The following is a 26,973-nucleotide window of genomic DNA, read 5'->3' on the forward strand; positions in this document are numbered from 1 at the left end:
GGCTAATACCCCTTATTAGTAATTGCATGACGTAATACTTTCAGCCCTCTTTTCAGATGGGTTTTGAAAGAATTGATACTGATGCCCATTTCATCCGCTGCTTCCTGGTAACGTTTTCCCTGGATATACACCATTTGTATAGCTGATCTTTTTTGTACGGCCATATCATTGATGGCCGTTAATACCTGTTTATAATAATCCGGTGAAACTTCGGTGTTTGCCATACAGGTATCCTCCTGTAACTGGGTGAACGCTACTTTATTTTCCAGTTCCGTCTTTTGCTTTTTAAGATGCGTCAGGCAACGGTTTTTTACGGCCTGATGCAGGTATCCTTTGATATCACCTGAAAAATGAAGGTATAACTTTTTGTCCCAAATGTCCAGGAAGAAGGTCTGTACAAGATCATTTGCTTCTGCTTCGTTTCGCAGGAACCAATAGGCATTCAGGCAAAGCAGCTTGTGATACTTCATAAATAAAGCATCATATGCTGAAGCATCGCCTTCCTTTAACCGCTGTACCAATACTATGTCTGAAGAATGATTCATGTAACCGGAACCTTATTGGTAATTATTCATTACAGGTAGCTTAAACACATAACATATCTGTAACGCTGCTTGGCGGCAGCCTTATTACAGTGATTTTGATTAAATGATCCGGAAGAAATTGACTTCTTCCATTGTTCACGCTTTGATACTAAAGATTTTGGCTAATTGACTATTAAACTGGAATCAAGGTAAATAATAAAATCGGAAAAATATACGGCCCCGGTAAAAAAATTAAAAGCCCCGGTAAAGGATACCGGAGCTTTTTTTCTCATGGGGGGTTTCAGTAGATAGCTTATAATTTAAAGAAGATCTTCTTTTTAAATAGCCAGTAGCACAGTCCCCATTCCAGTGCCAGTGCCGCAAAGGCAGATAATATTTCCCGGATGCTTTCGGGAATTCCTGCCAGCGCAGTAAATCCTTTTACGAAGATATCAGTCGTGGGATTTACCCATTGCCCACCTACTGTTTCAAAGAAGAGATAAATAAAAATGGCGTTCATGCCCACTACTGTGGCTATCCAGGCGTAACGCACATTTTGTTTTACATCTATAAGCCAATACAGCAGGGCCATTACCAGCATCACCCATCCCCCGGAAGCCAGCGTAAAAGAGGCGGTGGCAATCCGTTTGATAATGGGTGTAATGCCTGCCAGGTCCAGTCCATAGCCGGTGATGAGCCCTATCAGTCCTGCTGTCACCAGGATCTTTATTTTCTGTGTCCGTGGCCGGTCGCTGATCAGTAACTTCCCGGCCAGCGCGCCCCAGATGGTATGTGCAGCAGTGGGTATAAAGTTAATGGTTACCCATCCGCCCGGGTTGATCTTACCCATCAGCACAGTATCCATAAAAGCTCCGAAGTTATGACCTTGTGTGAAGGGTTCTTCGAAACCGGGCAATAAAACAAACCGGTACAATAAATCAGTTGCCAGCAGCAATAACAGGCTTACGCCCAGCTGGAAACCAAAGGAACGGCGTATGATGAGGTAAGCGATCAGGGTGGTTACCGATAACTGCGTGAGCACATTCCATAACTCCCATACTAACCTTCCTGCATATACGCAATGGAGGGCGGTACCAAATATAAACAACTTTAAACAACGCAGGGCAATATGCCTGAAATTTTGTGACCAGGTAATGCCCTTTTGTGTTTTATAATAATAAGAGATGAACATCGCAGCACCGGCCATTGTCATAAAAGCAGGTTGCACCAGGTCCCAGGCGCGCAGGCCGTTCCAGGGGTGGTGAAAAAACTGCGTTATTAAACTACCGGCTATCCCCGTAGGATGTAAATGTGCTATTGACTCATAGATACGGGCGCTTTCTCCAGCCAGAAGAATCATGATAAGGCCACGCATTACGTCCAGGGAAATCAATCGTTGGCTGACATTGGTTGTTTTGTTCATTGTCCTGTTTGTAGGCTTAAATTAATAATTTATTCCGGCATATTTAATAAAAAAGCGGCGGCGCCTTCATCGGGGATGGTGCCCAGCTGGGTAGACCAATCGTTGGAAGTGGCCACCATACCAAGTCGTATAGCCGCTCCCGTAAAGCCTTTTATTTTTGAGCGGTCCAGTTTTCCTTCAAAACGGATCACGCCACCGGCTTCCGCAATGGCGCCCATCGTAAAGAAATCTGTACCTGATTGCTGGTCGAAACTGAAGCTGGTTTGCGGTCCATTATGATAATACATCGCCATCGGGACGGCGGCCGTGTTCTGATTGAGCAATAACTGGCCCTCCAGCAGTACATCGTACGCCGCGCCGGTAAACAGGGAGGTGATCAGGCCGGTAGCAGCACTGTTGTCGCTGTCGATGTACATGTCGAAAATAGCGCCATCGGCCAGTTTCCCGCTCATCTCTCCATAGAAATAAACAAACTGTCCGTCGTAATCAAATTTCACCTTTTTGAAAACGCCACCGGCCGGGCCGGCAGTGATCACATTCTGACTGATGGTATCCCAATCGGCCAGGCTGTTATCGGTGAGTTTCACCGGTGAAGTTTTGGAGATCCGGATCACGGTAGATCCTTCTGCCGTAACCCCTGCAGCAGATGTAGCATACAACGTGGGCACGTATTTGCCCTTGCCCTGGTAGATATGCACGGGGCTTTGCTCGGTGGAGCCGGTACCATCGCCGAAGTCCCATTTCCACGAGGTGGCGCCGGTGCTGGTGTTATTAAAAGATACCTGGTTGCCGTTTACTTCGATGGTATATACTACCAGCGGCGCGGGATTGGTATCATCTTTTTTACAGGCGGAAGCTGCGCACAGCAGCATGAATATATAGAGCAGTTGCTTTTGCATGATCGGGTGGTTTTAAGGATTCTGTACGCACAATTTATTGGTTTCTATCTCATCGATCGGGATGTAATAGATAATTTTGGGATTATCGGGCTGCACCACCATACCGGCATAACCGGAAGGATTTACGGCCGGGTTGATATCCGATTCTTTCAGTCCCGGTAAATGATAACCCCAGTAAGTTCTGTTCATTGCTTTTTTATTGCGGTACACATCAAAGGTGCGGTGGCCTTCAAAGGCAAGTTCCAGTCGTCTTTCCTTTAGTACCACGTCCAGCGCGGTTTTACCGGCAGGCAGCTGTTGATGATACAATGCCCCCGACAAGCCGCGGTTGGTGCGAATGATATCCAGGTCGTCCAGTGCGGCGGCTGTTTTGCCTGCTTTCGCTGCTGCTTCAGCCCTGTTCAGGTACATTTCCGCAAGGCGGAAAAGGATGGGTGAGCTAAGCGTAGGACTTCCCCCCTGCCCGGAGAATTTAGAGATATAGTAAATATCGATGCCGTTCTTTTTCTGCAATACGCCGTTGTCATCTTTCAGCGGGATAATATATTTCCAGCGTACATCTTCCGGGTTAGCAGACATGGTATCCCTCAGCGAGGCGGAAGCAAATTCTTCGCCCCAGCCGGAGTTACCGTTGGAATAGATCATGGAGGCGATAGAACCAAACTTACCGTAATCGTCCAGCTGCGTAAAGGCCACGCAGAAAATGGTTTCTGTACCGGCGGTAGCGTTGGCAAACAGATCGGGATAAGTAGCCGGGGTAGCCAGTGAATAGCGACCGGATGAAATGACCTGTGATGCGAAGTAGGTGGTGCTGTCGTTGTTCCCTTCATACAGGTATGCCCTGGAAAGCAGCGCCCATGCAGCTTCGCGGGAAGCATACTGCGGACCCCTGCTTTGCGACATCAGTTCGGCTCCCCTCCTGGCGTCGGCAATAATCTGTGCATATACCTCTCCCACACTGGCCCGTGCCTTTTGCGCAGGATCGCTGGTAGCTGTGCGCAGGATCACACCGGGAGCGCCGGGGTTTTGCGCGTATGGCATGGCAAATAATTTCACCAGGTTAAAGTGACTGAAGGCGCGTAAAAAATAGCACTCGCCCAGCATTTGCTGCGTAGTGGCATCAGGGTTAGCCTGCTTTTCCACCGCTTCAATGACAGTATTGGCGTCGTTGATAATTTTGTAGGAGATATACCAGAAATAGCGTGTATTCGTTTGCGTTGGCGAGTGGCCTAACGAGAAACTATAGAACAGGGGATCTTCTGTTGTTTGTCCGCATACAATATCATCACTGGCAAAATCCGACAGCTGGAAATACTGGCGCAGGTACATGTTATTATCATCGGTGGTACCATTAAACGGCACGTGATCCTTCAGCAGGGAATATGCCCCGTTCACAGCGTTCTTCAGCCCTTCGGGAGAACCGGTAATGGTTTCTGTGGTGAGGGCATCGCTTGGATTCACATCTTTCATACAACCTGTTTGCCATAACAACACAGGCAGTAGTAGTAATATTATAATCGCTGATCTCATGACAGGCATTTTAAAATCTGAAATTAATGTTGAACAGGTACTGGCGGTTGTTGGGATATTTAAAATCCGATACGCCCGGCATCACCTGTGATCCGGGTGTGATGGTGGTTTGCGGGTCCTGCCCTAAGAAATTGGTGAACGTATGCACGTTGTCGGCGGTGAAGCCAACGGTTACCCCATCGAGGCGCCACCTGTTTACGAGGGCTTTTGGCAGTTCGTAACTCAGGCTGATGTTACGTAATGCCCAGAAGCTGCCGTCTTTCAGAAAACGTGTAGACGTTTGCGTGCTGTTGGCAGAGTTCTGCGGACTGGGCTCTGTGGCAATATCACCGGGCTTTGCCCAGGTGCTGCTGCCTTTGGGCAGGTTTACCTGGTTGTAGTAAGGTTCGTTGCCGTCATTTTCCACAAAGCGCAGGTTATTGCTGTATACTTTGTTGCCGGAAAGAAAATAAATATTTGCGCTTAAAGAGATACCGCTGTAGGTAAAGGTGTTGGTCATGCCACCCTGGAATTTCGGCAGTGCGGAGCCCACTTCCTGGTAGGTGGCGCTGGCATAGTCTGATGTAGATGATTTGTTGCCGTCTTTATCCACTACTTCCCACAAAGGTGCGCCGGTTTGTACGTCCACACCTAACCATTTGGGCATATAAAATTCATACAGGTTACCACCATTGCGGTAGATCTGCGAGATACTCCAGGTAGATTGTGTATTAATGATACTGGCAGGGAATTTCTGCAATTTGTTGGTATTGAAGTTGATATTAAAATCGGTGCTCCACTGGAATTTCCGGCTGCGGATATTTACGGAGCTGATGCCCAGTTCCACGCCGTTATTCACCAGTTCACCAACGTTCTGCCAGCGTGTTTCAAAGCCAACCGACAGTGGTTGTGACACCTGCAGCAACAGGTTTTTGGTGATATTATTATACACATCCACACTCAGATCAATACGTTTGAACAACCCGATATCGATACCACCATTCCACTGATATTTGCTTTCCCAGGTGAGATCCGGGCTGGGCAGCTGTGAAGGAGTTGCCGCTATTTGCCCGTTGTACTGACTGGCCAGTGAAAACAATGCGAGATAGCGCGATGACCCGATGTCCTGCGTACCGGTAACACCGTAACTGGCGCGGAGTTTCAGATTGGTGAACACATTATTGTCTTTCAGAAAATCTTCGTTACTCATCAACCATGCTGCAGAAACAGAGGGGAAAGATGCCCAGCGGTTACCGGAGGGAAAATTGGAAGAGCCATCCACGCGGAATGATCCGGTGAGGAAATATTTATCCAGGTAACTGTAGTTTACCTGTGAGATGAGCGACTGTATAATGGCTTCATTGATACTACCATTTACGATCTGGCTGTTAGCTACTACGTTCAACACCTTTAACCCGGCGGGCAATCCTTTTCCCGAGGCGCCCAGCACTTCAGTATTGCTGCCTTCAAATGCTACGCCCGCGAGGCCGCTGATGCGGTGATCACCCATGCGGAAATCTACTTTCAGCAGGTTATTGGATACGTAGCCGTAGTTAAGCGTGCTAAACTCGCTGAGGTAACCGGTACTATGATATTGCCCGGCCACATCCGGCGAATACCAGGTTTTATTTTTATTGTATCCCAGCGAAAGCCGGTTGGTGCTGGTAAATGTGAGCCAGTCGGTGATGCCGATGTTAAGTCCCATGTCATAATTCACATCAAAATTTTTATAGGGATGTTCTGAATTATTGATGGTGTGAATAGGATTTACCTTATCGCGCGACCACCATTTGAAGGGCGAGTTACCATCTACATACAATGCTTTACCGGAGCTGTCGTACGGGTTATCCCAGGGCATATTGAGATAAGCATAATACATATCGTTGTAGTCGTATGTTTTACCAAAGGAGCCACTGAGATTGATGTTATTGGTTAAGCTGATACGTTTGGTAAAGTGATAGGTAGAATTGGCTCTCAGGTTTACGCGCTGATAGTTGGTATTCATGAAAGTACCTTTCTCGTTGTAATAAGAGAGGCCCAGGTAATAATCTGATTTTTCTGACCTGCCGCTGGCGGAGAGATATACATTTTGCATGGGTGCGCGCCGGAACATGTCTGTTAACCAGTTATAGTTCTGGTTGCGCAAGGCAAGCGGGCGTTCATTGTAGAATTTCAGCAGGTCTATTTTATAGGAGTTGTTGGTAGCGCCGGGAATATAGTCGCGGTAATATTCTTTCTGGCGTTCATACAATTCGCTGCCGTTCATCATGTCCATTGTGCCGAAGTCGGGTGTACGGAAGCCCGTGGTTACTTTTGCCTGGAACTGTATTTTTCCGGAGGCGGCTCTTTTGGTGGTGATGATGATTACGCCTGCGTTAGCCTGGGAGCCATACATAGCGGTGGCGCCGGCATCTTTGAGTACGGTTACGCTTTCGATATCGTTGGGGTCGTAGTTGCCGCCAATAATACCATCCACTACTACGAGCGGACTTTGTGAAGCGTTTACAGAAGAAATGCCGCGCATGCGTATTTCTGCTGCCGCGCCGGGAACGCCTGAGCTGCTGACCACCTGGAGACCGGCTACCTTGCCTTGCAGCATGGTACCTACATCATTGGTGGTGACGTCTTTCAGTTTTGTGGCATCTACTACGGTAACGGCGCTGGTTAATTCGCTTTTCTTTTTATCGGAGTAGCCCACTACCACTACCTGGTCCAGCTGACTGTTAGCGGTACGCAGGGTTACCTGCATACCGTTGCGGGCGGGCAGTTCCTGTTTATCATAACCGGTGAAGGAAATTACCAGTATTTCACCGGCATTGGCGGGTACGGTAAATTGTCCGCCGGCATTGGTGGCGTCGCCCCTGCTGGTGCCTTTTACGATTACAGTAGCGCCGGGGAGCAGTGTGCCATCAGGGCCACGTACTGTACCGGTAATACGGCCAGTAGTATCCACTGGCGGCAGCGGGGGCTCGGACTTTGGGCGGATCACGAATACGCCGTTGTTGATAGAAAAGGTGACCGGCTGATGTTGCAGGCATTGCTCCAATACGGATTGCACGGAGGCGCTGCTTACCTGTAAGGTAACCGGGGTAGTGTTTTTGAGGGCGGATTCATTGTATACGATGGTGGCCCCGGATTGCAGGATTATTTCTGCAAACACTTTCTGTAACGGCATATTTTTCACAGAGAGGGTAACCTGTTGTGAAAAACTCCTGGCGCTTACGTGTAAGCAGGCGATCAGGATAAGCCAGGTGGTCATTTTCATAACCCGCAAAATTTTGGTTAATAAAAGTCCCTTTGGGAGAAATGGTATCTCCTTAAATTTTAAATGCATACTTTTAATAAGGTTTAGAATTCTTAAATGATCGTCGCTGATCTTACAGGATGCTGAGCTGCTGCCGGGGGTGTGTCACCACCTCCGGCTTTTTTCATTGTTCAATGTGTTACTTCATATGTTCTTTTTACAGGTTTTACGGTAATACCACTACTTTATTTCCATCTGTTTTAAAGTGATTAGTTCCGTTTTCTTCTAATACTTGCAATACGGCTGATAAATTAAGATTCCGGCTGATTCCGCCACCATACAGTTCTTTACCGGGTGCGGACTGATATACTATTTCCACATCATACCAGCGGGCAATTTCCCTCAGTATGGTTGGCAGGTCCATATTATTAAATACAAAGAGGCCGTTTTTCCAGGCCATAATTTTATTCACGTCGGCATCGCGTACGGTGAGCTGGTGGCCGGATAGTGCCAGCACGGCCTGCTGACCGGGGCGCAGGATCTTATCCTGTACTTTTATTTTTCCATCCACCAGGGTGGCGTTGATAGTTGGTTCATCGGCGTAGGCCATCATATCGAAGCGGGTGCCCAGCACTACCACTTCCATTTCATTGGCCTGTACTTTAAAAGGTTGTGCGGCATTGGCGGCAATTTCAAAGTAGGCTTGTCCCTGCAGGATCACTTTCCGTTCTGTTCCCCGGAAACTGGTAGGATAGCGCAGGGAAGTAGCGGAGTTGAGCCATACGTTGGTACCGTCCGGCAATACCAGCTGATACTGGCCACCACGGGGTACAGAGAGGGTGTTGTATACCACTGCGCCGTTGGCGTCACCGGCCTGGTAGGCCAGTTGTCCTTTTTCTTTTTTGATAATGTTTGCACCGCCCTGTTTACCGAGGGCGCCGTTGGCTGCATCATCGAGGGAGATGGTGCTGCCATCGGCTAATGTAAGCATGGCTTTTTTGTTGGCAGGAGGTTTATCTGTTGCGGCTGTGTTATCCGCCATGATATTTTTTTGGGGAGATGGATACCGGTGCTGCCACCCTATTTTGCCGGCTACTGCTACCAGGGCCAGCAGGGCCGCAGCAGCCGCATAACGCCAGAAGGGAATCCTTTTTACTTTTTGTGACTGCATCACCGGTTTCAACCTGTTGAGCAGCCGCTGTTCCAGCATCCGGCGATCTTCCCCCGGCTCCACGGACAGCGGCACTTCGCTGTCGTCGAAGCTATCATACCACTCATGAAGCGCTTCCGCTTCTTCGGGTGAAGCATTGCCTTTCAGGTAACGTTGGATCAGGTCTTTTAGGTGCTGCATAATAACAGAGTACAGAAATACTGCCGTTACCCTTAGTTGTTTTTATATTTTTTTTCAGAAGAAGAAAGAAAGATAGGGGTATACATCTTTCAGGCGAACGCGCAGGTGTTTCAAAGCCTTTGTGAGATGGGCTTCCACTGTTTTTTCGGACAACTGCAGAGCCGCCGCGATTTCTTTATTGCTGTATTGATCATGGCGGCTGTATAAAAATACGAGGCGGCATTTTTCGGGGAGCCGGGCTATTTCCTGTCCGAGCCGTTCCTGCAGGCGGCAATAATCCAGGTGATCCATGTCCGGGGTTTGTACCAGTTGCTGCGCTACATCGGACGTATCGAGCGGATGATCCGGCAGCAAACGGCTGATCTGGCGGAATACGGCGTAGCGGGTGGCCGTGGCGAGGTATCCGGAAAGGTGGCGGATATCCAGCTCCGCTTTTCTAACCCACAGGCTGGCCAGTACTTCCTGCACTACATCTTCAGCAGCGGCGCGGGTACGTAAGCGGTTGTACGCAATAGCATACAGTTTCTCCCAGTAACGATGAAATATTTCGGTGTACGCCGATTCATCGGATTGCCGTAGTCTTTGTAATAGCGCTATGTCACTTTGTTCCTCCACGTGTGGTAATTGGTTGATATCCGGTGTGCGCTATAAAAATAAGTAAAAAGAAGCGGAATTTGTCTTTCCCGCTTACAACGCATGCACACTCGCTCCCCAGCGACGGTCCGGCGTAGGCCCCATTTCCAGCTCCAGGGTACCGCCTTGCATAAGTTGCCGGTGCGTGAAAAAGGGGGAGGTCAGTACTTCTCCGTTGAGGCGGGCGCTTTGGATATATTTATTGGTATCTGAGCACTGGTTGGCAATGATGGTAAATCGGCGGTTATCCGGAAGGGCAATACTTATCCTGCTGAATACGGGGCTGCCGATGGTATAGATAGGTATGCCCGGGGTAACCGGGTAAAAGCCCATAGACGCAAACACCACAAAGGCGCTCATGCCGCCGCCATCTTCATCACCGGGGATACCAAATACATTGTCTTTAAACCAGAGGTCCAGTAAAAAGCGGACGCGCTTCTGCGTTTTCCACGGGGCGCCGGCATAGTTATACAGCCAGGGAATGTGGAAACCGGGTTCATTGCCCATAGAAAACTGTCCTACGAGACCGGTGGCATCCGGGAATTTGTGCCATAGCTCATAGCGCGGCATGCCCGGATCTTTGCGGAACAGTTCATCCAGCCTGGCTTCAAAACGTTTTTCGCCACCCATTAAACTGATAAGGGCAGGCAGGTTGTGTTGCACCTGCCAGAGATAGGTCCAGCCGTTGTTTTCATCGTAATAGTCGCGGCCACCCGGTCCTCCGTCGAAAGCAGGATCTATACTGATCCAGTTGCCGGCGGCGTCTTTTGGCATAAAAAAGCCATTGCCCGGGTTCCAGAGGTGGCGGTAATTTTCGCCGCGGGCAGCAAACAGGCGGGCATCGGCATCGTGTTTTAATGCCGCCGCGAATTGCGACAGCGCCCAGTCGTCGTAGCTGTGCCCTAATGTAACGGCCACCGCCTGCCGCTTTTCAAGGGGATGTACGGCGCTGATGGTTTCGGTATCGCCGGGTGGTAAAGCCGGGTAGTATCCGTTGGTGTAGTAGAATGAGTCGAGCGAGCCGTTGGGACCATTACGCCACGGCAGCATGGTAGCCATCCATGCGTTCTTCTTCATCCCCGCGTATGCTGTATCTGGGGCTGTTATCGGGATGCCTTTGCGCAGCGCGTCGAGAAAAACGATGGTGCTGTGAAACCCGTTCATACAGGGATGATCACCATACAGTCGCGGAAAAGTGGGCATCCAGCCGCTTTGCCGGTACATTTCTGTATAGGAATACAGCATATCGGCTTCCTGCTGCGGGTGCAGGATCATGCGCAGGGGGTGCAGCGCCTGGTAGGTATCCCAGGTGGCGTCATCTACATAAAACGGGCGGGGGGTGCGGTTTACTTTTTTATTGTACCCGCTGTAGTAAAGTGTATCTTCTGTAATATCTACCATCCGCTCGTGGCACCGGTACAGGGCGGTGTAAAAAGAGCGGCGTTGCGCCGTGGTGCCACCTTCCACCCTGATCTGATCCGTTATTGCTTTCCATTGCTGCCGGCCATTGCTTTGTACTGTGGTAAAGTCTTTGTTATCTATCTCCCGTTTAAAACTATTTTCCGCACTCGCCATACTAACGTAAGAAATGGCGTACTTCAGGGTAATGATGTTAATGGTGGTATCGGGGAAAGAAAGATATTGCAGTGTATCCGTTAACGTTAGAACGTTAACGGGCGTATTAAATTCTCCGTATAAGTATACCGGTACATCGTCATGATACAGTGTTTGCGCAGTAACTGCGGTACCGTTGGTGTGGTACCCGGCATTGTCCAGTAATAAATATTTCCGTGTACCAGCGGGATAAGTAAAACGATAGACACCGGTTTTGCTGCCAGGCGTAAATTCCACGGTGGTATTACTTTCCAGCAACATAGTGTGATAATACCAGGGATGAATAATTTCCTGGTCGTAGGTTTGTTTTTGTTGCCAGCGTGTGGGTGTAAGTTTACCGGTGGCGGGTTGTACTACAAACAAAGGGCCGCTGTTATGTGCGGCCACCTGCAGCGGAAATCCGCTGATCTGATCATCGGTGTAATCCTTCCTTAACGGGTAAACGCGGATCATTTGATTGGGCAGGTGCATCACGGGCCTGGTGGGCTGCAATAACGTGGAAACATTGCCGATAGTGGGGTCGATATACTGTTCTGTACTTACTTGTGGACTGGTGCTGCAACCCAATAAAAACAGTAAGGCGATTACCGGCAGATAACAGAAAGGTGACTGCATAGAATGCCTGTTCATAACACGGGCCCACATCAGCAGGCCCGTGTTGATAAAAAAGAGATGACTATTTACTGTATTCCACCGTGGCTATTACGGGGAAGTGATCAGATGGTTCCCTGGCGATATATTTCGACATACGCACTTCTTTGGGGAAGTTGGCGTTTGCCTCCGGAGTGGCGCCTTCAGGGCGTTTGCTGCGGTAGGTATCGGTAAGGATCCCATAACGGCTCACTTTAAACTGTTTGGTCAGGAAGATATGATCGATCCGGCTGTCTGTTTTGCTGTCGGGTTTAAAGCTGTTGAAGGTACCGTTCAGCGCGTAACGGACAGCGGTAGTTTCGTATGCATCTTCCAGCACACCGGAGGTGTGGAGCACGGCATAAGATTCACTGGTTTGATCCACGTTGAAATCGCCCGTAAGGATCACCGGTTTGTTGCCGGTCATCTCTTTTATTTTTGCCAGGATCAGCTTCGCACTTTCTGCGCGGGCTACTACGCCCACATGATCCATGTGGAGGTTAAAGAAATAAAAGGTAAACCCTGTTTTAATTTCTTTGAACTCGCCCCAGGAGCAAATCCTGGGCAGCACGGCATCCCAGCCTTTATTGGGCCTGTCGGTAATAGTAGACATCCAGAAATCACCTTTTTTGAGCAATTTGAATTTTGATGTTTTATAGAAGATGGCAGAGTATTCTCCTTTTGTTTTTCCGTCATCGCGGCCTATACCGATATAGTCGTAACCGGAAAGACTGCCTTTCACATCTTCCAGCTGGTGGTATAAACATTCCTGGGTACCGAATATATCAAAGTCGTGAAACGCAATCAGGGAAGCGATTACGGGGAACCGCTGTTTCCAGCCGTTGCCTGCAATAGAATCGTCTTTGTTGTTATCGTTGCGCATATTGTAGGTGGCTACATTGAATTTTTGCGCTTTTACGCCGTAGGAAAAAATGACTACACAGGCCATTAGCAGCATTACGCTTTTCTTCATCTGTTGTTATTTATACGGTTATCAATGTTACTCTTCCCAGCCTGGATTCTGCAGCAGGGCAGGATTGAGCTGAAGGTCGGTGTAAGGAATGGGATACAGGTACTTGCGTTCCAGCCATTCTTTCGGTACGTTATCCAGCCAGTGCAATTCGCCATAGGTGCCGTGCGACAACTGCTGCGGATTTGCGGTGTTACCCAGTTGGGGAGATACGTTAATATAGGTAACTCCTTTTACGGGATTGGCCGGCATGGTCTGGTAGAAGCAAACATCCGGCACACCGTCGCTGTCGAGATCCATTGGCACGTTCAGCGCCGGCACGTACATACCGTTCCAGGAACCGGTGAGCAACGGCGCCTGTCTCCATCTTACCAGGTCATAAAAACGGAATCCTTCCAGCACCAGCTCTATCCCTCTTTCCCTTCTGATTTCCAGCAGGGAAGGATCAGTAATATCGTTAAAATAATTGCTTTTTAAATAGTTATCAATGATCACCGGTTTACTGGCAATACCGCCGGTAATACCGGCACGGGCGCGTAGTGCGCCTACTGTTATTTTCCAGTCGTCGTCGCTGAGCAGCTTCAGTTCCGCGCGGGCTTCCGCATAGTTCAGCAGGATTTCCGCATAGCGCATGAGGCTAATGGCATTGATGTTATTGGTACCGTTATCATAATAAGTGTCATCCAGGCACCATTTAATAGGCATATAACCTGTATAGGTATACGAAAATACCGGAGGTGCAGACACCACTGCTCCATTGCTGGTACGCTTATATCCCGGTGTGCGGATGGTTTGCTGAAGGCGGTTATCGCGGCCCAGCGTTTCTTTGTTAAAGGGCAGGGTATCATATCCTGGTATGCTGGTAAAAGGCGTACCATCCACATTGAGGTAGGTATTCACAAATTTACGGGTGAAGCTGAGCCGGGAGCCATACGTAGCGCTGGTATACCACCAGTTGGCATCGTTAAAGGCGCCGAGGCTGGCGTTGGCGATATTCGCCAGCATCACTTCTGCCGTAACCGGAGCGGTGTTGGTAAATAATTGCCGGTACGACAGGGTACTGCCACCCGCCTGGCTTAAACTAAACGCTTTACTGTCGATCACTGTTTTGGCAGCAGCGGCGGCGGCAGTCAGCAGGCTGTCGGCGCCACCCACCAGGCCCAGCTGCTGCTGATATTTGCGGAAGGTACCTTCAAACAGGCATACGCGGGATTTAAATCCATACACCACATTTTTAGTGATCTGGCTGCAGGTTGGATCGCTGGTGAGGGTGATGTTGGCGGCGGCGTAATCCAGGTCGGCGATCACAGAGTCGATGATCTTTGTGCGCGGATCGCGGCCGGCATACAGGGCGGGATCATCTACTTCAAAAGGTTTACCGATCCAGGGTACATTGCCGAAACGTTTTACTTTATCGAAATAAAAGTACGCCCTGAAAAAGCGGGCCAGCCCGAGGTAATTATTTCTTATGGCTTCCGGCACGCGCTGATCGGTGCAGTTGGCGATGAAGTAATTGATATTCCGTAAATTTTTCCAATCCCAGCCTGTAGCTGTTCTGGAAGTATATCCTCCCTGTCTTAAAAAATCGGGAACGGAATTCACGGCGCTATAATCAGCCATTCCGTCTGTTTTATAGATATCGTTGATACCAGGTAGTACGTCGTAGAAAGAGTTTGAATAGAGTTTCAGTCCATCGGCGCTTCCAAACACCGCATCTTTAGTAGCGGTGGATTGCGGCGTCTGATCCAGATTTTTTGCGCAACCGGTGATAAACATCCCTGCTGCCAGTACCAATGCCGTCCTTTTCCGGAGTAATGCAGTTATATATTGTTGCATAGCTTTTCCTTTTTATTTATCAGAGTGTGATGTTAATCCCGATCGTATAGCTTTTCAGGATGGGATAGTTATTACCGTTGCCGGAACTGTTCTGATCCGTTACGGCATCCGAGCGGCGGATGCTTTCCACATCAAGGTCGCGGGTAATTTTATAGAGTGGCGACCATGACCAGAGATTTTCCGCGGAGAGATAAACGCGGGCAGACGTCATCCGGGCGCGGGATACCAGCGAGTGCGGGAGGTTATAACCCAGCTGCAGATTTTTGAGCCGTATGTACGCTACATTCTGCAGGTACTTGGATTGTGGCGGATTTAATTCACCCGCGCCGTTTTGCGCTACATATCCGCGGTAACGTGGGAAGTATGCGTCGGGGTTATCTTCCGACCAGATCTTTCCCTGCTGCGATTTAGGCATAAAGTTATAGGGCCGGTTATACTGTCCCCAGAATACATCTGACTCTGATCCCGGCCACCAGTCCTGTTGCAGTACCCCCTGAAAGAAGGCCCCAACAAAGAAGTTATTCCAGTCGGCACTCAGGTTGATGCCATAGGTATACCGCGGCAGGGTATCACCAATGATAGTCAGATCGCCATGCTGGCTCAGGGTATTTGCGCCGTTATTGATGGCGGGATCGTTATCCAGGTTTTTAAACCGGATATCGCCGGGCAGCCATTGTCCGCTGTTAGAGGCTTTGAAGAGGGCCTGTGTTGCTGCGGCCTGAGCTACATTTTCTTTTGTCCAGTAGCCATCGTTGGTATATCCCCATATTTCACCAAAGCGCTGACCTACATAATAATCAGTGAGTTTATTATTGGTGTTGTTGTATTTGGTGATAGTGGCTTTATAATCGGCCATAGAAACGCTTACTGCATAGTGGAGTGGTTTGGCTGCTACGTTAAACTGGTCTTTCCAACCTACGGTTACTTCCCAGCCCACTGTTTTCAGATCTGCATAGTTTCCTTTGGGTACATCGGTACCAAATACGGCGGGAAGTGTTTGCCCTACAGTGAACATATTTTTAGTAATTCTCGTATAGGCGTCGCCGCTAATGGTGAGGTGATCATTGATAGCAGAGAGGTCCAGTCCGAGATCGCGGGTGGTGGAGGTTTCCCAGGTGAGACCGTCCGGCAGCACCACAGGTTGCGATGTTTGCTGTTGCTTTACACCGTTGATCACGCGGGCTGATTGTGTGATAGCCAGTTTTTCCTGGTAGGCATAGGAGGCTACATTACCATTACCCAGCGAACCATAGGAGCCTCGTATTTTCAGATCGGAAATAATTTTGGGCGATACCTTCCAGAATGGCTCCTGTGCTACTCTCCAGCCTGCGGATACGGAGGGAAAGAAGGCGTAGCGCTGATCGGAGGGAAATTTGGATGAGCCGTCGTAACGGCCATTCACTTCCACGAGGTAGCGGTCTTTATACGCATAGTTTAACCGGAAAAATTCACCCATAATGGCCCAGCGGTCGTAGCCGCCGGTGGTGTTTACATTGGTGCCGAGTGCGAGACTGAGGTCTTTGGCATCGCTGTACACCAGGCCGTTGCGGGTGGTAGCGAATCCTTTGTAGGTCGACTGCTCATAGTTGAACCCCACGAGGGCTTTAAAGTAATGCACATCTCCCCCAAAACGGTTTTCGTATTCACCATACAGATTAGAGGCAAGATAGAGGGTATTGTAATTGCTCATCATGAGGTCGTTGTAGGCATTGCCCACGTAAGCAATTACACCCGGCGCTGCGCTGTACGGCACCGGTACGCGTAAGCGTTTCTGGTTATCGGCGGTGTTCTGGAAGGTGAAGTCACCTTTCAGCCGGAATTTATCCTTATAAATATTAGCTACAAAGCCGGTCGTGTTTCTGAATACCTGTTTGTTCCAGTCGAGTCCGTTTTTTCCATAATACATATCCCCTACTGTGTAGGCAGCAGAGGCGGTGAGGGTGCCATCCGGGTTGAGCAACATGGAAGAAGGATGCGCTTCATCGGCCATATTGCGCCAGATACCACCCCCTTCGCCAACGTTGAGCGGGTTGTGATAATCCCTGTTGGAAAATTCTGTGTTGTTATACACCTGCAAAAAAGGGAACAGCTGGATGTTGCCTTTTGCGCGCAGGTTATACATTTTATAATCGTCGGTGTTAAAGCGGAACAGTCCATCCTGACCATAGTAGCGGCCGGTGAGGTAGTAGCTGGCTTTACCGCTGCTGCCCGAAACGGTGAGGTTCTGGTCTGTGGCGGTAGTATGGTTTTTATATAGCAGGCCGTACCAGTCGGTGTTGCCATAATACTCATAATTGCCTGCTGCATTCACGATTGTTTTCGGCAGGGTGGGATCATCTTCATGCGCTTTCAGCGCATCCAGGTATGCTTTGGAGAAAGGTTGTGTTTTATTAATATTTTGTGGCGACTGGGAATAATCGTTCCAGGCGCTCCAGGCTTCGTTGAAATTTTTGGCGTATTCGTAACCGTTAGTTACCATATCAGGAACTGTGGTTGGCTTTTTAATAGAGTAATTAGACGAATAGCTCACGCTCAGTTTATCCTTAACCGGTGTTTTTGTGGTGATGAGGACTACGCCAAATGCCGCTCTTGCCCCGTAGATAGCGGCAGAAGACGCATCTTTTAATACGGTGACACTGGCTACATCGGCGGGGTTGAGCATCGCAGGATCTCCTTCTACCCCATCAATGAGGATGAGGGCACTTCCTCCCTGTCCGATGGAGGTGGTACCGCGGATATTATAGGCGGGCGACTGGATCGGTTTTCCATCACCGGGTACCAGGTTGAGGTTGGGGATCATACCCTGTAGTCCCTGGCTGAGATTAGGGAGCGGACGGTTTTCCAGTACTTTGCCGGACACCTGTGCAACGGCCCCGGTAAGATTTGCTTTTCTCTGGGTGCCATATCCTACCACTACCACGTCGTTGAGGTTGGAGATGTTATCTTTTAATACTACCTCGATATTTGTTTGGTTACCTACGGCGAGGGTATCCGGTTTGTATCCGACAAAGCTGAATATCAGGCGGTCGTCCGCAGTGGCATTGATAATGAAATTACCTTTGGTATCGGTGTTGGTGCCAGCGCCTGTGCCCGACAGTTTAATAGATACCCCCAGCAATGGCTGGCCAGCGGCGTCGACCACCCTGCCCTTTACCGGGTGCGATTGCGCAGTGCTTCTGAATGCGTAGCCTAGCAGCAGTAGAATGCATAACCATCTCTTCATGGCGATTCTGTGATTTTGTAGATCAGGAATAATAAAATGTCTGCTGCAAATAAGGAAGTGCGGGTTAACGGGTGGGTTAACTGGTGATTAATGGGGTTAATTAACCCAGAATAAATTATGAAATGCGTGTATAATCGCCTAAATTAACACTAGAAAAGTTTCTTAAACTAAAGTTAACTTTCAGATCGGAGATAATACCTATTTAGCGAGTAATTTGCCACGTTATTGAGAGCCGGGAACCCGCTTTTACCATAGGACAATTGAAAAATTCTTACAGCAACAATTGTAAGGCAGCCAATGTACAGATCTACTCTTTTATTATTGACGTTACTAACTATAACCATCATCAGCAAAGCCCAGGAAGCTTACGGACTGGAGTTCGCGTGCAAAAATATCCCGCAGGAATCGCGCACGTCCCTTGATCTTTCCCCGGAACAACCTTTGGTGGTAAAAGATAAATATGCGCTTTCGTTTGATTTGTCTTTTATGCCTTTTTATTCTTCTTATTTCGGATATATTTTCCGGATAACGGATGAAAAGAAACAAAATATCGACCTGATATATAATGTACATACGTTTGCGTTTAATGTAGTTACCGGCAATGAATTTTCCGGGATCTCTTTTAAGATAGACCGGGACTCCCTGTATCATCAATGGAATAACATCCGGCTCGACATTGATACAAGGGTGCATACGCTTCTCGTTACTGTAAACGGGAAAGCAATAAAAAGTATCCGTCACCCGGTTATTTCAGGACACCAGCTGAATATTTGTTTTGGCGCCAATTATCGCAAAACATTCAAAACCTTTGACGTAGCGCCGATGCGGCTCAAAGATGTGAGAATTTCCACCGGGCAGGAGTTGTTACATCACTGGCCGCTGGACCAGGTAAGTGGTACAGTCGCAAAAGACGGGTTAACCGGGCAAACCGCCGCCATTAAAAACCCTGTTTGGCTGCGGCCTCAATTCAGCCAATGGCAACTGGCCGATTCCTTTTCCATTAACAGCAATGCCAGCGTGGCAATGAATCCCGCCACCGAAAACGTGTATATCACCGCGAGGGATTCCATATATCAATACAATTGCAGTTTGCGCACACTGGTGGCCAGCGCTTTGCCGCAGCAACAAGGCACTCCCGCGGGTATACGGTCGGTATACGACCTTGCCCGGCGCCAGCTGTGCAATTTATTCCCCGACAGGCAACAGGCAGCCCTGTTTGATTCAGCCACCGGCAGGTGGAACCAGTCTATTGATCATAATGCAGTAACCAACTACTGGCATTCCAATATTTTCTTTTCGTTATACGACAGCACCATTTATTCCCTCGGCGGGTATGGCGACTTCCGCTATAAAAATGAGATCCACCGGTATGATCCGCGGCAGCTGCGCTGGGATACCGTACATGCAACCGGCGACTTTTTCACGCCGCGTTACTTAGCCGCCGCAGGCGCTAATAACGCCGGCGACTCCGTTTATGTGCTGGGAGGCTATGGCAGTATTACCGGTGATCAGCTGCTGAATCCACACCCACTGTACGACCTGATGCTGTTTGATGTAAAACGCCGGACTTTCAAAAATATCTGTAAGCTGAAAGAACCGGAAGAGCCTTTTGCTTTTGCCAGTAATATGATCGTCAACAGCGCGCACCAGGAATATTTTGCGCTGACATTTCCCAACGACCGGATGAATTCTTCACTGCAACTGATCCGGGGTTCGCTGAAAAACCCGGTGTATACCAAAATGGCAGCCAGTTTACCGTACAATTTCTACGACACCAAATCAGCTGCATACCTGTTCTATTGCCCGCAGAATGATAAACTGGTAGCGGTTACCTTCTTCTCTCCAAAAAATAATATTACAAAGGCAAAAATATATACGCTCAGTTTTTCACCCTACGGCCTTGCAGTAAAAGCGCCAGTCAATGAACGTATACCCGTATACGTAGTACGACTGCTGCTGGCAGTAGCCATTGGTTTCTCCCTGTTCCTGCTGGCGGCTGGAATTTCTGCTTTAAAAATCAATAGAACAGTAAAGGAAGATGATGAGCCGCAGGTAGCTCCTGCTCCGCAGGCGGATGCACAGGAACCACCCGCAATACATATACCTGCAACTACTATCCTGCATACGCAACCCGCATCGGCCGTTTATTTATTCGGGCATTTCACTGTGCTCGACAAAGAAGGCAATGATATCACCCGGCTATTCAGCCCGCTCCTAAAAGAATTGTTCCTGCTATTATTCCTGCATTCCTTACCGGGTAAAGCGGGTATTTCTTCCGAAAAAATCAATGAAATACTATGGCCGGGACGATCTGTGAAAGATGCGAAAAATAACCGCTCCGTAAATATTGTGAAGCTGAAAAGTATCCTCGATAAAACCGGCGCCTATACGCTGGTGAAAGAAAACGATAAATGGATCTTTCATTTCGATGATCCGCAGATCCAGGTGGATCTGGCTGAATACCTGCACCTGTTGTCCGTTATTTCAATCGATGGGAGTAATGTTCACCGCGTTGCGGACATTGTAAAAAGAGGCGCATTTTTGCAGGAAACAGAGTACTCGTGGCTGGACAAATTCAAGGCGGATATTTCTGCGCAGGCGATTCCACTGCTGATCCATTACCTGGAGGAGCATACTGCAGAACCGGAGCAGGTAATCAGTATCTGTGATTGTATTCTCAACTTTGATTCCCTTTGTGAAGAAGCCGTGATGTTAAAATGCAAAGCGTTGGTAACGCTGCGGCAGCACGCTTCTGCGAAGAAAATATACACTTCATTTATTGCCGAGTATGAAAGGATTTATGGGGAAACGTTTGAGATGGAGTATACGAAGGCAATAGAGCAATATTAAAGAAGGTGTACCGGCCGATACACCTTCTTCTTACAACCGTTCCCGGATCACTTTCACCGCATCCCCTCTTTCCAGTTCGTTGTGTTCCTGCCAGCGGTCCTGCTGCTGTTTTACCAGCTCACTGGTTTGCCAGGCGAGGAACTTTGCCTCCAGCCGTTCCAGGCATAACCGTTTATTCTGTAGTTGAGAGCGGCTGTCCCGAATACCGCGAACGGCGGTTTCCACTTTATTCACATGCTGACCGCCCGGACCCGCTGCACGACAGGTGAGCAGCAGCGTAGCAGAGAGCAGGGTACCGTTAATATCTCCTTTGATATTTTCCAGTACCTGTATGCTGATGCCTGCTGTACGGCCTTCCTTTATCATTATTTCCTGCACCTTGGCCACTACCCTGCAACATTCTGCAGGGCCGCGGCCGGAGGTGATTTGTACAATCATTTGTTCCATGTTGTTAGTCTTTATTCATTCTTACTATGGCGGGCATAAACCGGCCTTGTATGTCTACTAATTCCTGCTGAGCGCCGATAACATTTTCAATGTCTTTATACGCCAGCGGATTTTCTTCCACGCTGCCACCGATGAGGGTTACACCTGCGGCGGCCAGCATTTTTTTCAACCCTGATACGGTCATGCTTTCTTTGGCTCTTTTTCGGCTCATGGCCCTGCCTGCGCCGTGGGAGGCGGAGTACAAAGCGTTGTCCACGCCCTTTCCCATTACGAGGTAGGCGGCGGTGCACATGCTGCCGGGAATGATGCCCATTTCGCCGGCATGAGCAGGGGTAGCGCCTTTGCGGTGAATGATCACGGATTGACCGTTTGCGAGGGTATCTTCCCAGGCAAAGTTGTGGTGATTTTCCACTTTTGCGAGCGACTGCAAACCCAGCGCCTTCATGAGGTTGAGGTGAATGCGGTCGTGGCATGCTTTGGCATAATCGCCTGCCAGGTTCATGGCCAGCCAGTATTCCTGTCCGGCTTCGCTGTTGAGATCCAGCCAGGCCAGCTGCTGCGCTGACTTTGGCAGCTTACAGGTGTCCATAGCGATACGCGTGTAATGCTGCGCAATGTTAGCCCCCAGTCCGCGGCTGCCGGAATGCGACAGCAGCGCCAGGTACTTTTTTGGTGGCAGTTGCAGCGCATTGTGGTCTTTCAGTTCTATTAAGCCAAATTCCACGAAGTGGTTGCCGCTGCCGGAAGAACCTAACTGCCGCATGGCTTTGGCCTGCAATTTCCGCAACAATTCTGTCGACTGAAACGCCGCGCTGTCGAGCACTTCATGTTCCTGTGGAAATTCCAGTCCACCTTCCATACCAAAGTGCGTGTATTCTTTCAACGCTACTTTTACCTGGTGGGAGAAGCGTTTTAAAAAGCTTTCTCCTTCGCCGAAGATGATGAGCGCCATGCGGCAGCCGATATCCACGCCTACCGCAAACGGCAGCACGACGTTATCAGTAGCCAGTACGCCGCCGATAGGCAGGCCGTAGCCGGTATGTGCGTCCGGCATAAGGGCGCCCTGGATGGCAACCGGTAAAGACATTGCTGTTTCCATTTGCTGTTTGGCGGAGCGTTCTATTTCTTTGGCGCCGTATACTTTCAGCTGGCCTGTTTTTTCCAGCAGGTCGTACGACTGAAAATTGCATTCCACCGGTTCATCGATAAAGGTGTCTGCTATTTTTCCCAGTATTTCGTGGGAGCGATAGTTGGCCGGATTAGCTTTGATGGCGGTTAACAGCGTTATGAGATCTGTCTTCGCTTCGTGTTTGAAATGCTTTGATATAATATTGACCACGAGGCTTCTGGCCTGGTCGTTTGTATAACCTATTCTACTAAGTTCCTTTGTTTTTATACTGCCCATAAAAGGTAATGTATTTGCAGTGATGCGGCCTTTGCGGGCACACCAATGCTGCGCCGGCGATCCGGTGCGGGTATTGAATATAAATTTTGTTCTGTGTGGGAATACACCTTCCGAAGAAGAGATAAAGCAAACGGAGGCACTAACGTATCCGTATATACGAAATACGTTTATACAAAAGACATAAGATGCATGAAAAGATTATTCCGGCTTATGTAAAAGTAAGCAGCAACGTTTGCCTGATCAGGCAAGAAGCGAAAGGTGCGATATGTGGGTATGTTCTGTCATGATTCCTTGTATTTTTAAAGATGATAAATAAGGAATTCGGATGCAAAGGTATATTTATTTTATAAATACAACTGCATTTTTTTCGCATAATAATTTTAGTGCCGATTGTAGCAGATTTTAACATTTCTCCAGCCTATAAAAAAGGGTTTATAACTGCGCATGACGTAAATTTGTATGTACCCGCATTTTTAACCTCCGGAACCCGCTCCGGACGGGTTACATCAACATTATAAAACTTTTTCTTATGGACAAACAGCTCATCCGCAACGCCTATAAAGTGTACTGGCTGGAAAACGGCAAAGCGCCCGTTTCTGTTTATGCGCTCTGCAAACTTGTAGACGTTTCTGAAACCGAATTCTATGAACAATACAGTTCACTGGAAGCGGTAGAAAAAGACATCTGGTTAGCTATCTTCCAACAAACATTGGATCAACTGCATGCAGATGAAATTTATCAGCAATATAATGCACAGGAAAAACTGCTGGCCTTTTATTTCCTCTGGGTACAGAAGCTGAAGGAAGACCGGAGTTACCTGTTATTGCAGCGCAAACACTTCCGGTTACCGGACCTGTACCGCAACAAACTGGAAACTTTCCGTCACGCGTTTAACAAGTATGTGAGCGACCTGGTGAAAGAAGGCTATCAGTCCAGCGAAATCAAGGAAAGAAAATATATTTCCGACCAGTACGTACATGGTTTCTGGTTACAGGCCCTGTTTGTGCTGAAATACTGGCTGGATGATACCAGCAACCAGTTTGAAATGACGGATGCCGCCATTGAAAAAGCGGTAAACCTGAGCTTCCAGCTGATCAAATCCAATACACTGGACAGTTTGCTGGATTTCGGGAAATTCATTTTTACGCGGAAATAAGTATCATGAAAGAGCAATCCAATATTCCCACTTCCAAAGTGGAACGGGCAGGCAAATTCGTTACGACAGGACTTAAGGTAGGTACCAATTATATCAAACACTACACCCGGAAACTGATGGATCCTTCTACCACCAAAGAAGAGCTTCACCAGGACAATGCCGCGGATATTTACGATACGCTGAGTAACCTGAAAGGCAGCGCGCTGAAAGTGGCGCAAATGCTGAGTATGGATAAAGGTATGCTTCCGAAAGCCTATACCGAAAAGTTCGCCATGTCGCAATACAGCGCTCCCCCGCTGAGCGGCCCGCTGGTAGTAAATACTTTTGTAAAGACGTTGGGAAAATCGCCTTCACAGCTGTACGACCAGTTTGACCTGCAGGCGTCCAACGCCGCCTCCATAGGGCAGGTACATAAAGCCGCCAAAAATGGTAAAAAACTGGCCGTGAAGATCCAGTATCCCGGCGTGGCCAATAGCGTAAAGTCCGACCTCCGCATAGTGAAACCCTTTGCCATCCGCATTGTGGGCATGAACGAGGTGGATATGGACAAATATTTTGACGAGATAGAAAGTAAGCTGCTGGAAGAAACCGACTATAAGCTGGAACTCCGCCGTTCTATGGACCTTTCCAGGGAATGCGCGCATATTCCCAACCTGAAGTTTCCCGGTTACTACCCGGAACTGTCGTCGGAACGGATCATTACAATGGACTGGCTGGACGGTCAGCATCTGAAGGAGTTCCTGCTAACCAACCCCTCGCAGGAAGTGCGGGATAAGATTGGCCAGGCCCTCTGGGACTTTTACCAGTTCCAGGTGCATAGCCTCAAACAGGTGCATGCAGACCCGCATCCCGGCAATTTCCTGATGCGCCCGGACGGAACGGTGGGCATCTTTGATTTTGGCTGTGTAAAGGAAATACCGGAAGATTTTTATGAAAATTACTTCCTCCTGGTAGATAAAGAGGTATTGAAAGACGAGAAACGCCGGCATCAGATCTACACCAACCTGGAGATGATCCATCCGTCGGACAGCCCCAAAGAGGTGGAATTCTTCTCCGGTCTTTTCCAACACATGATCGATTTGCTGACCCTTCCCTTCACGCTGGACACTTTTGATTTCGGCAACGAAGTTTATTTTAATGAAATATATGCCTACATGGATGAACTCTACAATATGAAAGAGATCCGTGATTCAAAGGTAGCTCGTGGCTCCAGGCATAGTCTTTATATTAACCGTACCTATTTTGGGTTATACTCCATTCTGAGCGACCTGAAAGCGAATGTAATCACCGGCCCCGCCAGGATACAGGAGCTGATGGATGCCAGGAAAACGGCTTAACGGGCTTTCCGGGGACATACCCCGGAAAGCTTTGTTTTTTTCCATGTTAGTCGTAGAATTATTACAATTGGTCGCAACTCTGCCTTGATAATTATACAAATGCCCTAATTTGCCGCCATGAAACAGGAATGGTACCAACAGAAATGGGCAATAATAGCCAGGCATATTCTCGCATGGCTGATATTCTTCTCTCTCCCCTATTTGTTACATCCTACCAACGAAAAGTACGACCGGGACCGCATAGATGAAAAACAGGCGTGGGCTATGTATGTGTATTTTACTTACCTGGTAATGGTGGTGTTTTTTTACCTGAACGCCTGGGTATTTATTCCGAAGCTGGTTTATAAAAAGAAGATTGTCGATTATATCCTCTACATCGTGGGGATATTTATTTTTATGTGCACCATGCGGTATGCTTTTGAAAAGATATTCCTGAAACCGCATCAGATAGATATAAAACCTGCCATCCTGTTCACCTTTTTTGCTTTTTTCTTTGTACTCTCGGCAAGTACCGCCTTCCAGATGATTGTAGATAAAATGAAGCTGGAAAGACGAAGCAGTGCGCGGGAAAATGAGTTGCTCAAAACGGAATTATCGCTGCTCCGCTCACAGGTAAGCCCTCATTTCATGTTTAATGTACTTAACAACATGGTATCGCTGGCGCGCAAAAAGTCGGATGTGCTGGAACCTTCTCTCATCAAACTGTCGTCGCTGATGCGTTATATGTTGTATGAAGCAGATGAAGACAAAGTTCCCCTGCAAAAAGAAACAGAATACCTGCAAAGTTATATAGACCTGCAACAGCAACGTTTCGGGAAGAATGTAACCATCCAGGTATCGTTGGAAACGGGGGATACCTGCTATGAAATAGAGCCAATGCTGCTGATCCCCTTTGTGGAAAACGCTTTTAAGCACGGTACCGGCATGATCACCGATGCAACGATAGATATCCGGTTATATACGCGCGACGACAAGCTGTTTTTTTCTGTGCGGAACCGTTTCATTAAAGATTCTTCCGAAATAAAAGATAAAACCAGTGGTATCGGTCTTACAAATGTAAAAAGGCGTTTGAATTTGTTGTATGGAGATAATTATGTTTTGCATATTGATAAGAAAGATGACTGGTTTATAGTATCCTTGCAATTAAATCTCCACTGATGATGAAATGTATTGCCATAGATGATGAACCGTTAGCGCTGGACCTGCTGGAAGACAATATCAGCATGGTTCCTTACCTGCAGCTCACCGGCAAATGCAACAACGCATTTGAGGCGATGGAGATTTTGCGGCGCCAGTCCGTAGACCTCATATTCCTGGACATCCAGATGCCGGGGCTTACGGGGTTACAGTTCCTGGAATCGCTGCCCAATAAACCGCTGGTGATCCTCATCACTGCTTATGAAAAATATGCGTTGCAGGGGTTTAACCTCGCAGTAACGGACTATCTCGTAAAACCGGTGTCCCTGGAACGCTTTATCAAAGCCTGCAATAAAGCGCAGGAGCTTTTCCTGCTCAGAACAGGTGGGAAAACGGCGCGGGAAGAGGCGGACTTCTTTTTTGTAAACGTGGACTACAGCCTGCTGAAAGTGGTATATGCCGATATCCGGTGGATAGAGGGATTGAAAGATTATGTAAAAATCCACCTGAACAGCAACCCCAAACCGGTTATTACCCGTATGAGCATCAAGGGATTGGAGGAGCAGTTGCCCGGCTCCAGGTTTGTGCGGGTGCACAAGTCGTATATCGTTTCCGTTGCGGCCATCACTACGATCCGGAAAAACAGTGTATTCCTCGATACGCTGGAACTTCCTGTGGGCGATACTTACCGTGATGCGGTATATGCCATTGCCGGTAAGGCCGGTCAGTGATCCGACAGTTCGTAGCAGTTTTTTCCCCACTCATCTCATTTAATTTATTTTATC

The 26,973-nt window shown here is 48.4% G+C and carries 18 protein-coding genes; 5 read left to right on the top strand and 13 right to left on the bottom strand.

Annotation, left to right across the window (positions count from 1 at the left end):
* Positions 1-2: 2 nt before the first annotated feature.
* From ACMXI2_RS21100 to ACMXI2_RS21150, 11 genes are all read right to left on the bottom strand, one after another.
* Positions 3-545: an RNA polymerase sigma factor gene (locus ACMXI2_RS21100; protein ID WP_483778048.1), complete on the bottom strand. Its 543-nt coding sequence runs from the start codon at positions 543-545 to the stop codon at positions 3-5.
* A 292-nt stretch (positions 546-837) separates the two neighbouring features.
* Positions 838-1,947: an acyltransferase family protein gene (locus tag ACMXI2_RS21105; protein ID WP_483778049.1), complete on the bottom strand. Its 1,110-nt coding sequence runs from the start codon at positions 1,945-1,947 to the stop codon at positions 838-840.
* A gap of 29 nt (positions 1,948-1,976) precedes the next feature.
* Positions 1,977-2,846 (bottom strand): PKD domain-containing protein, encoded by an 870-nt coding sequence (locus ACMXI2_RS21110; protein WP_483778050.1) that lies wholly within the window; start codon positions 2,844-2,846, stop codon positions 1,977-1,979.
* 12 nt (positions 2,847-2,858) lie between these two features.
* On the bottom strand, positions 2,859-4,376 hold the full coding sequence (locus ACMXI2_RS21115) for a RagB/SusD family nutrient uptake outer membrane protein (RefSeq protein ID WP_483778051.1): 1,518 nt from the start codon (positions 4,374-4,376) through the stop codon (positions 2,859-2,861).
* Between the two features lie 10 nt (positions 4,377-4,386).
* A complete protein-coding gene (locus tag ACMXI2_RS21120) occupies positions 4,387-7,620 on the bottom strand; it encodes a TonB-dependent receptor (protein ID WP_483778052.1) in 3,234 nt (1,077 codons plus the stop codon).
* A gap of 205 nt (positions 7,621-7,825) precedes the next feature.
* The gene (locus ACMXI2_RS21125; RefSeq protein WP_483778053.1) at positions 7,826-8,950 is read right to left on the bottom strand and encodes a FecR family protein; all 1,125 of its coding nucleotides are present in this window, start codon (positions 8,948-8,950) and stop codon (positions 7,826-7,828) included.
* A 54-nt stretch (positions 8,951-9,004) separates the two neighbouring features.
* Positions 9,005-9,565: an RNA polymerase sigma factor gene (locus tag ACMXI2_RS21130; protein ID WP_483778054.1), complete on the bottom strand. Its 561-nt coding sequence runs from the start codon at positions 9,563-9,565 to the stop codon at positions 9,005-9,007.
* 72 nt (positions 9,566-9,637) lie between these two features.
* Entirely contained in the window at positions 9,638-11,812 is a 2,175-nt protein-coding gene (locus ACMXI2_RS21135; RefSeq protein ID WP_483778055.1) for a GH92 family glycosyl hydrolase, read from the bottom strand.
* Positions 11,813-11,873: 61 nt separating this feature from the next.
* Complete coding sequence (locus ACMXI2_RS21140; protein ID WP_483778056.1) at positions 11,874-12,800, bottom strand: endonuclease/exonuclease/phosphatase family protein; 927 nt, start codon at positions 12,798-12,800, stop codon at positions 11,874-11,876.
* Positions 12,801-12,827: 27 nt separating this feature from the next.
* A complete protein-coding gene (locus ACMXI2_RS21145) occupies positions 12,828-14,633 on the bottom strand; it encodes a RagB/SusD family nutrient uptake outer membrane protein (RefSeq protein ID WP_483778057.1) in 1,806 nt (601 codons plus the stop codon).
* Positions 14,634-14,652: 19 nt separating this feature from the next.
* On the bottom strand, positions 14,653-17,856 hold the full coding sequence (locus ACMXI2_RS21150; RefSeq protein ID WP_483778058.1) for a SusC/RagA family TonB-linked outer membrane protein: 3,204 nt from the start codon (positions 17,854-17,856) through the stop codon (positions 14,653-14,655).
* Positions 17,857-18,153: 297 nt separating this feature from the next.
* Here ACMXI2_RS21150 and ACMXI2_RS21155 point away from each other — a divergent pair, with 297 nt between their 5' ends.
* Entirely contained in the window at positions 18,154-20,706 is a 2,553-nt protein-coding gene (locus ACMXI2_RS21155) for a Kelch repeat-containing protein (RefSeq protein WP_483778059.1), read from the top strand.
* Positions 20,707-20,736: 30 nt separating this feature from the next.
* On the opposite strand, the gene ACMXI2_RS21160 is transcribed toward ACMXI2_RS21155, so the two are convergent.
* Together ACMXI2_RS21160 and ACMXI2_RS21165 are read right to left on the bottom strand one after the other, a co-directional pair.
* Positions 20,737-21,153, bottom strand: coding sequence for a peptide chain release factor-like protein (locus tag ACMXI2_RS21160; protein WP_483778060.1), 417 nt, complete (start codon positions 21,151-21,153; stop codon positions 20,737-20,739).
* Positions 21,154-21,157: 4 nt separating this feature from the next.
* Positions 21,158-22,558, bottom strand: a complete 1,401-nt coding sequence (locus ACMXI2_RS21165) for an RtcB family protein (protein WP_483778061.1) — start codon at positions 22,556-22,558, stop codon at positions 21,158-21,160.
* A 529-nt stretch (positions 22,559-23,087) separates the two neighbouring features.
* On the opposite strand from ACMXI2_RS21165, the gene ACMXI2_RS21170 reads away from it, so the two are divergent.
* The 4 genes from ACMXI2_RS21170 (at position 23,088) to ACMXI2_RS21185 (ending at position 26,919) form a co-directional block, all read left to right on the top strand.
* Positions 23,088-23,714 (top strand): TetR/AcrR family transcriptional regulator, encoded by a 627-nt coding sequence (locus ACMXI2_RS21170; RefSeq protein WP_079470266.1) that lies wholly within the window; start codon positions 23,088-23,090, stop codon positions 23,712-23,714.
* A gap of 5 nt (positions 23,715-23,719) precedes the next feature.
* Positions 23,720-25,051 carry an ABC1 kinase family protein gene (locus ACMXI2_RS21175; protein WP_483778062.1) on the top strand — a complete coding sequence of 444 codons (1,332 nt, stop codon included), beginning with the start codon at positions 23,720-23,722 and terminating at the stop codon, positions 25,049-25,051.
* Positions 25,052-25,168: 117 nt separating this feature from the next.
* The gene (locus tag ACMXI2_RS21180) at positions 25,169-26,209 is read left to right on the top strand and encodes a sensor histidine kinase (RefSeq protein ID WP_483778063.1); all 1,041 of its coding nucleotides are present in this window, start codon (positions 25,169-25,171) and stop codon (positions 26,207-26,209) included.
* Positions 26,209-26,919: a LytR/AlgR family response regulator transcription factor gene (locus ACMXI2_RS21185; RefSeq protein ID WP_483778064.1), complete on the top strand. Its 711-nt coding sequence runs from the start codon at positions 26,209-26,211 to the stop codon at positions 26,917-26,919. Before ACMXI2_RS21180 ends, ACMXI2_RS21185 begins: the two co-directional genes overlap by 1 nt.
* The last annotated feature ends 54 nt before the right edge of the window (positions 26,920-26,973 follow it).

The sequence above is a fragment of the Chitinophaga sp. G7 BAM 1005 genome (assembly GCF_057126945.1).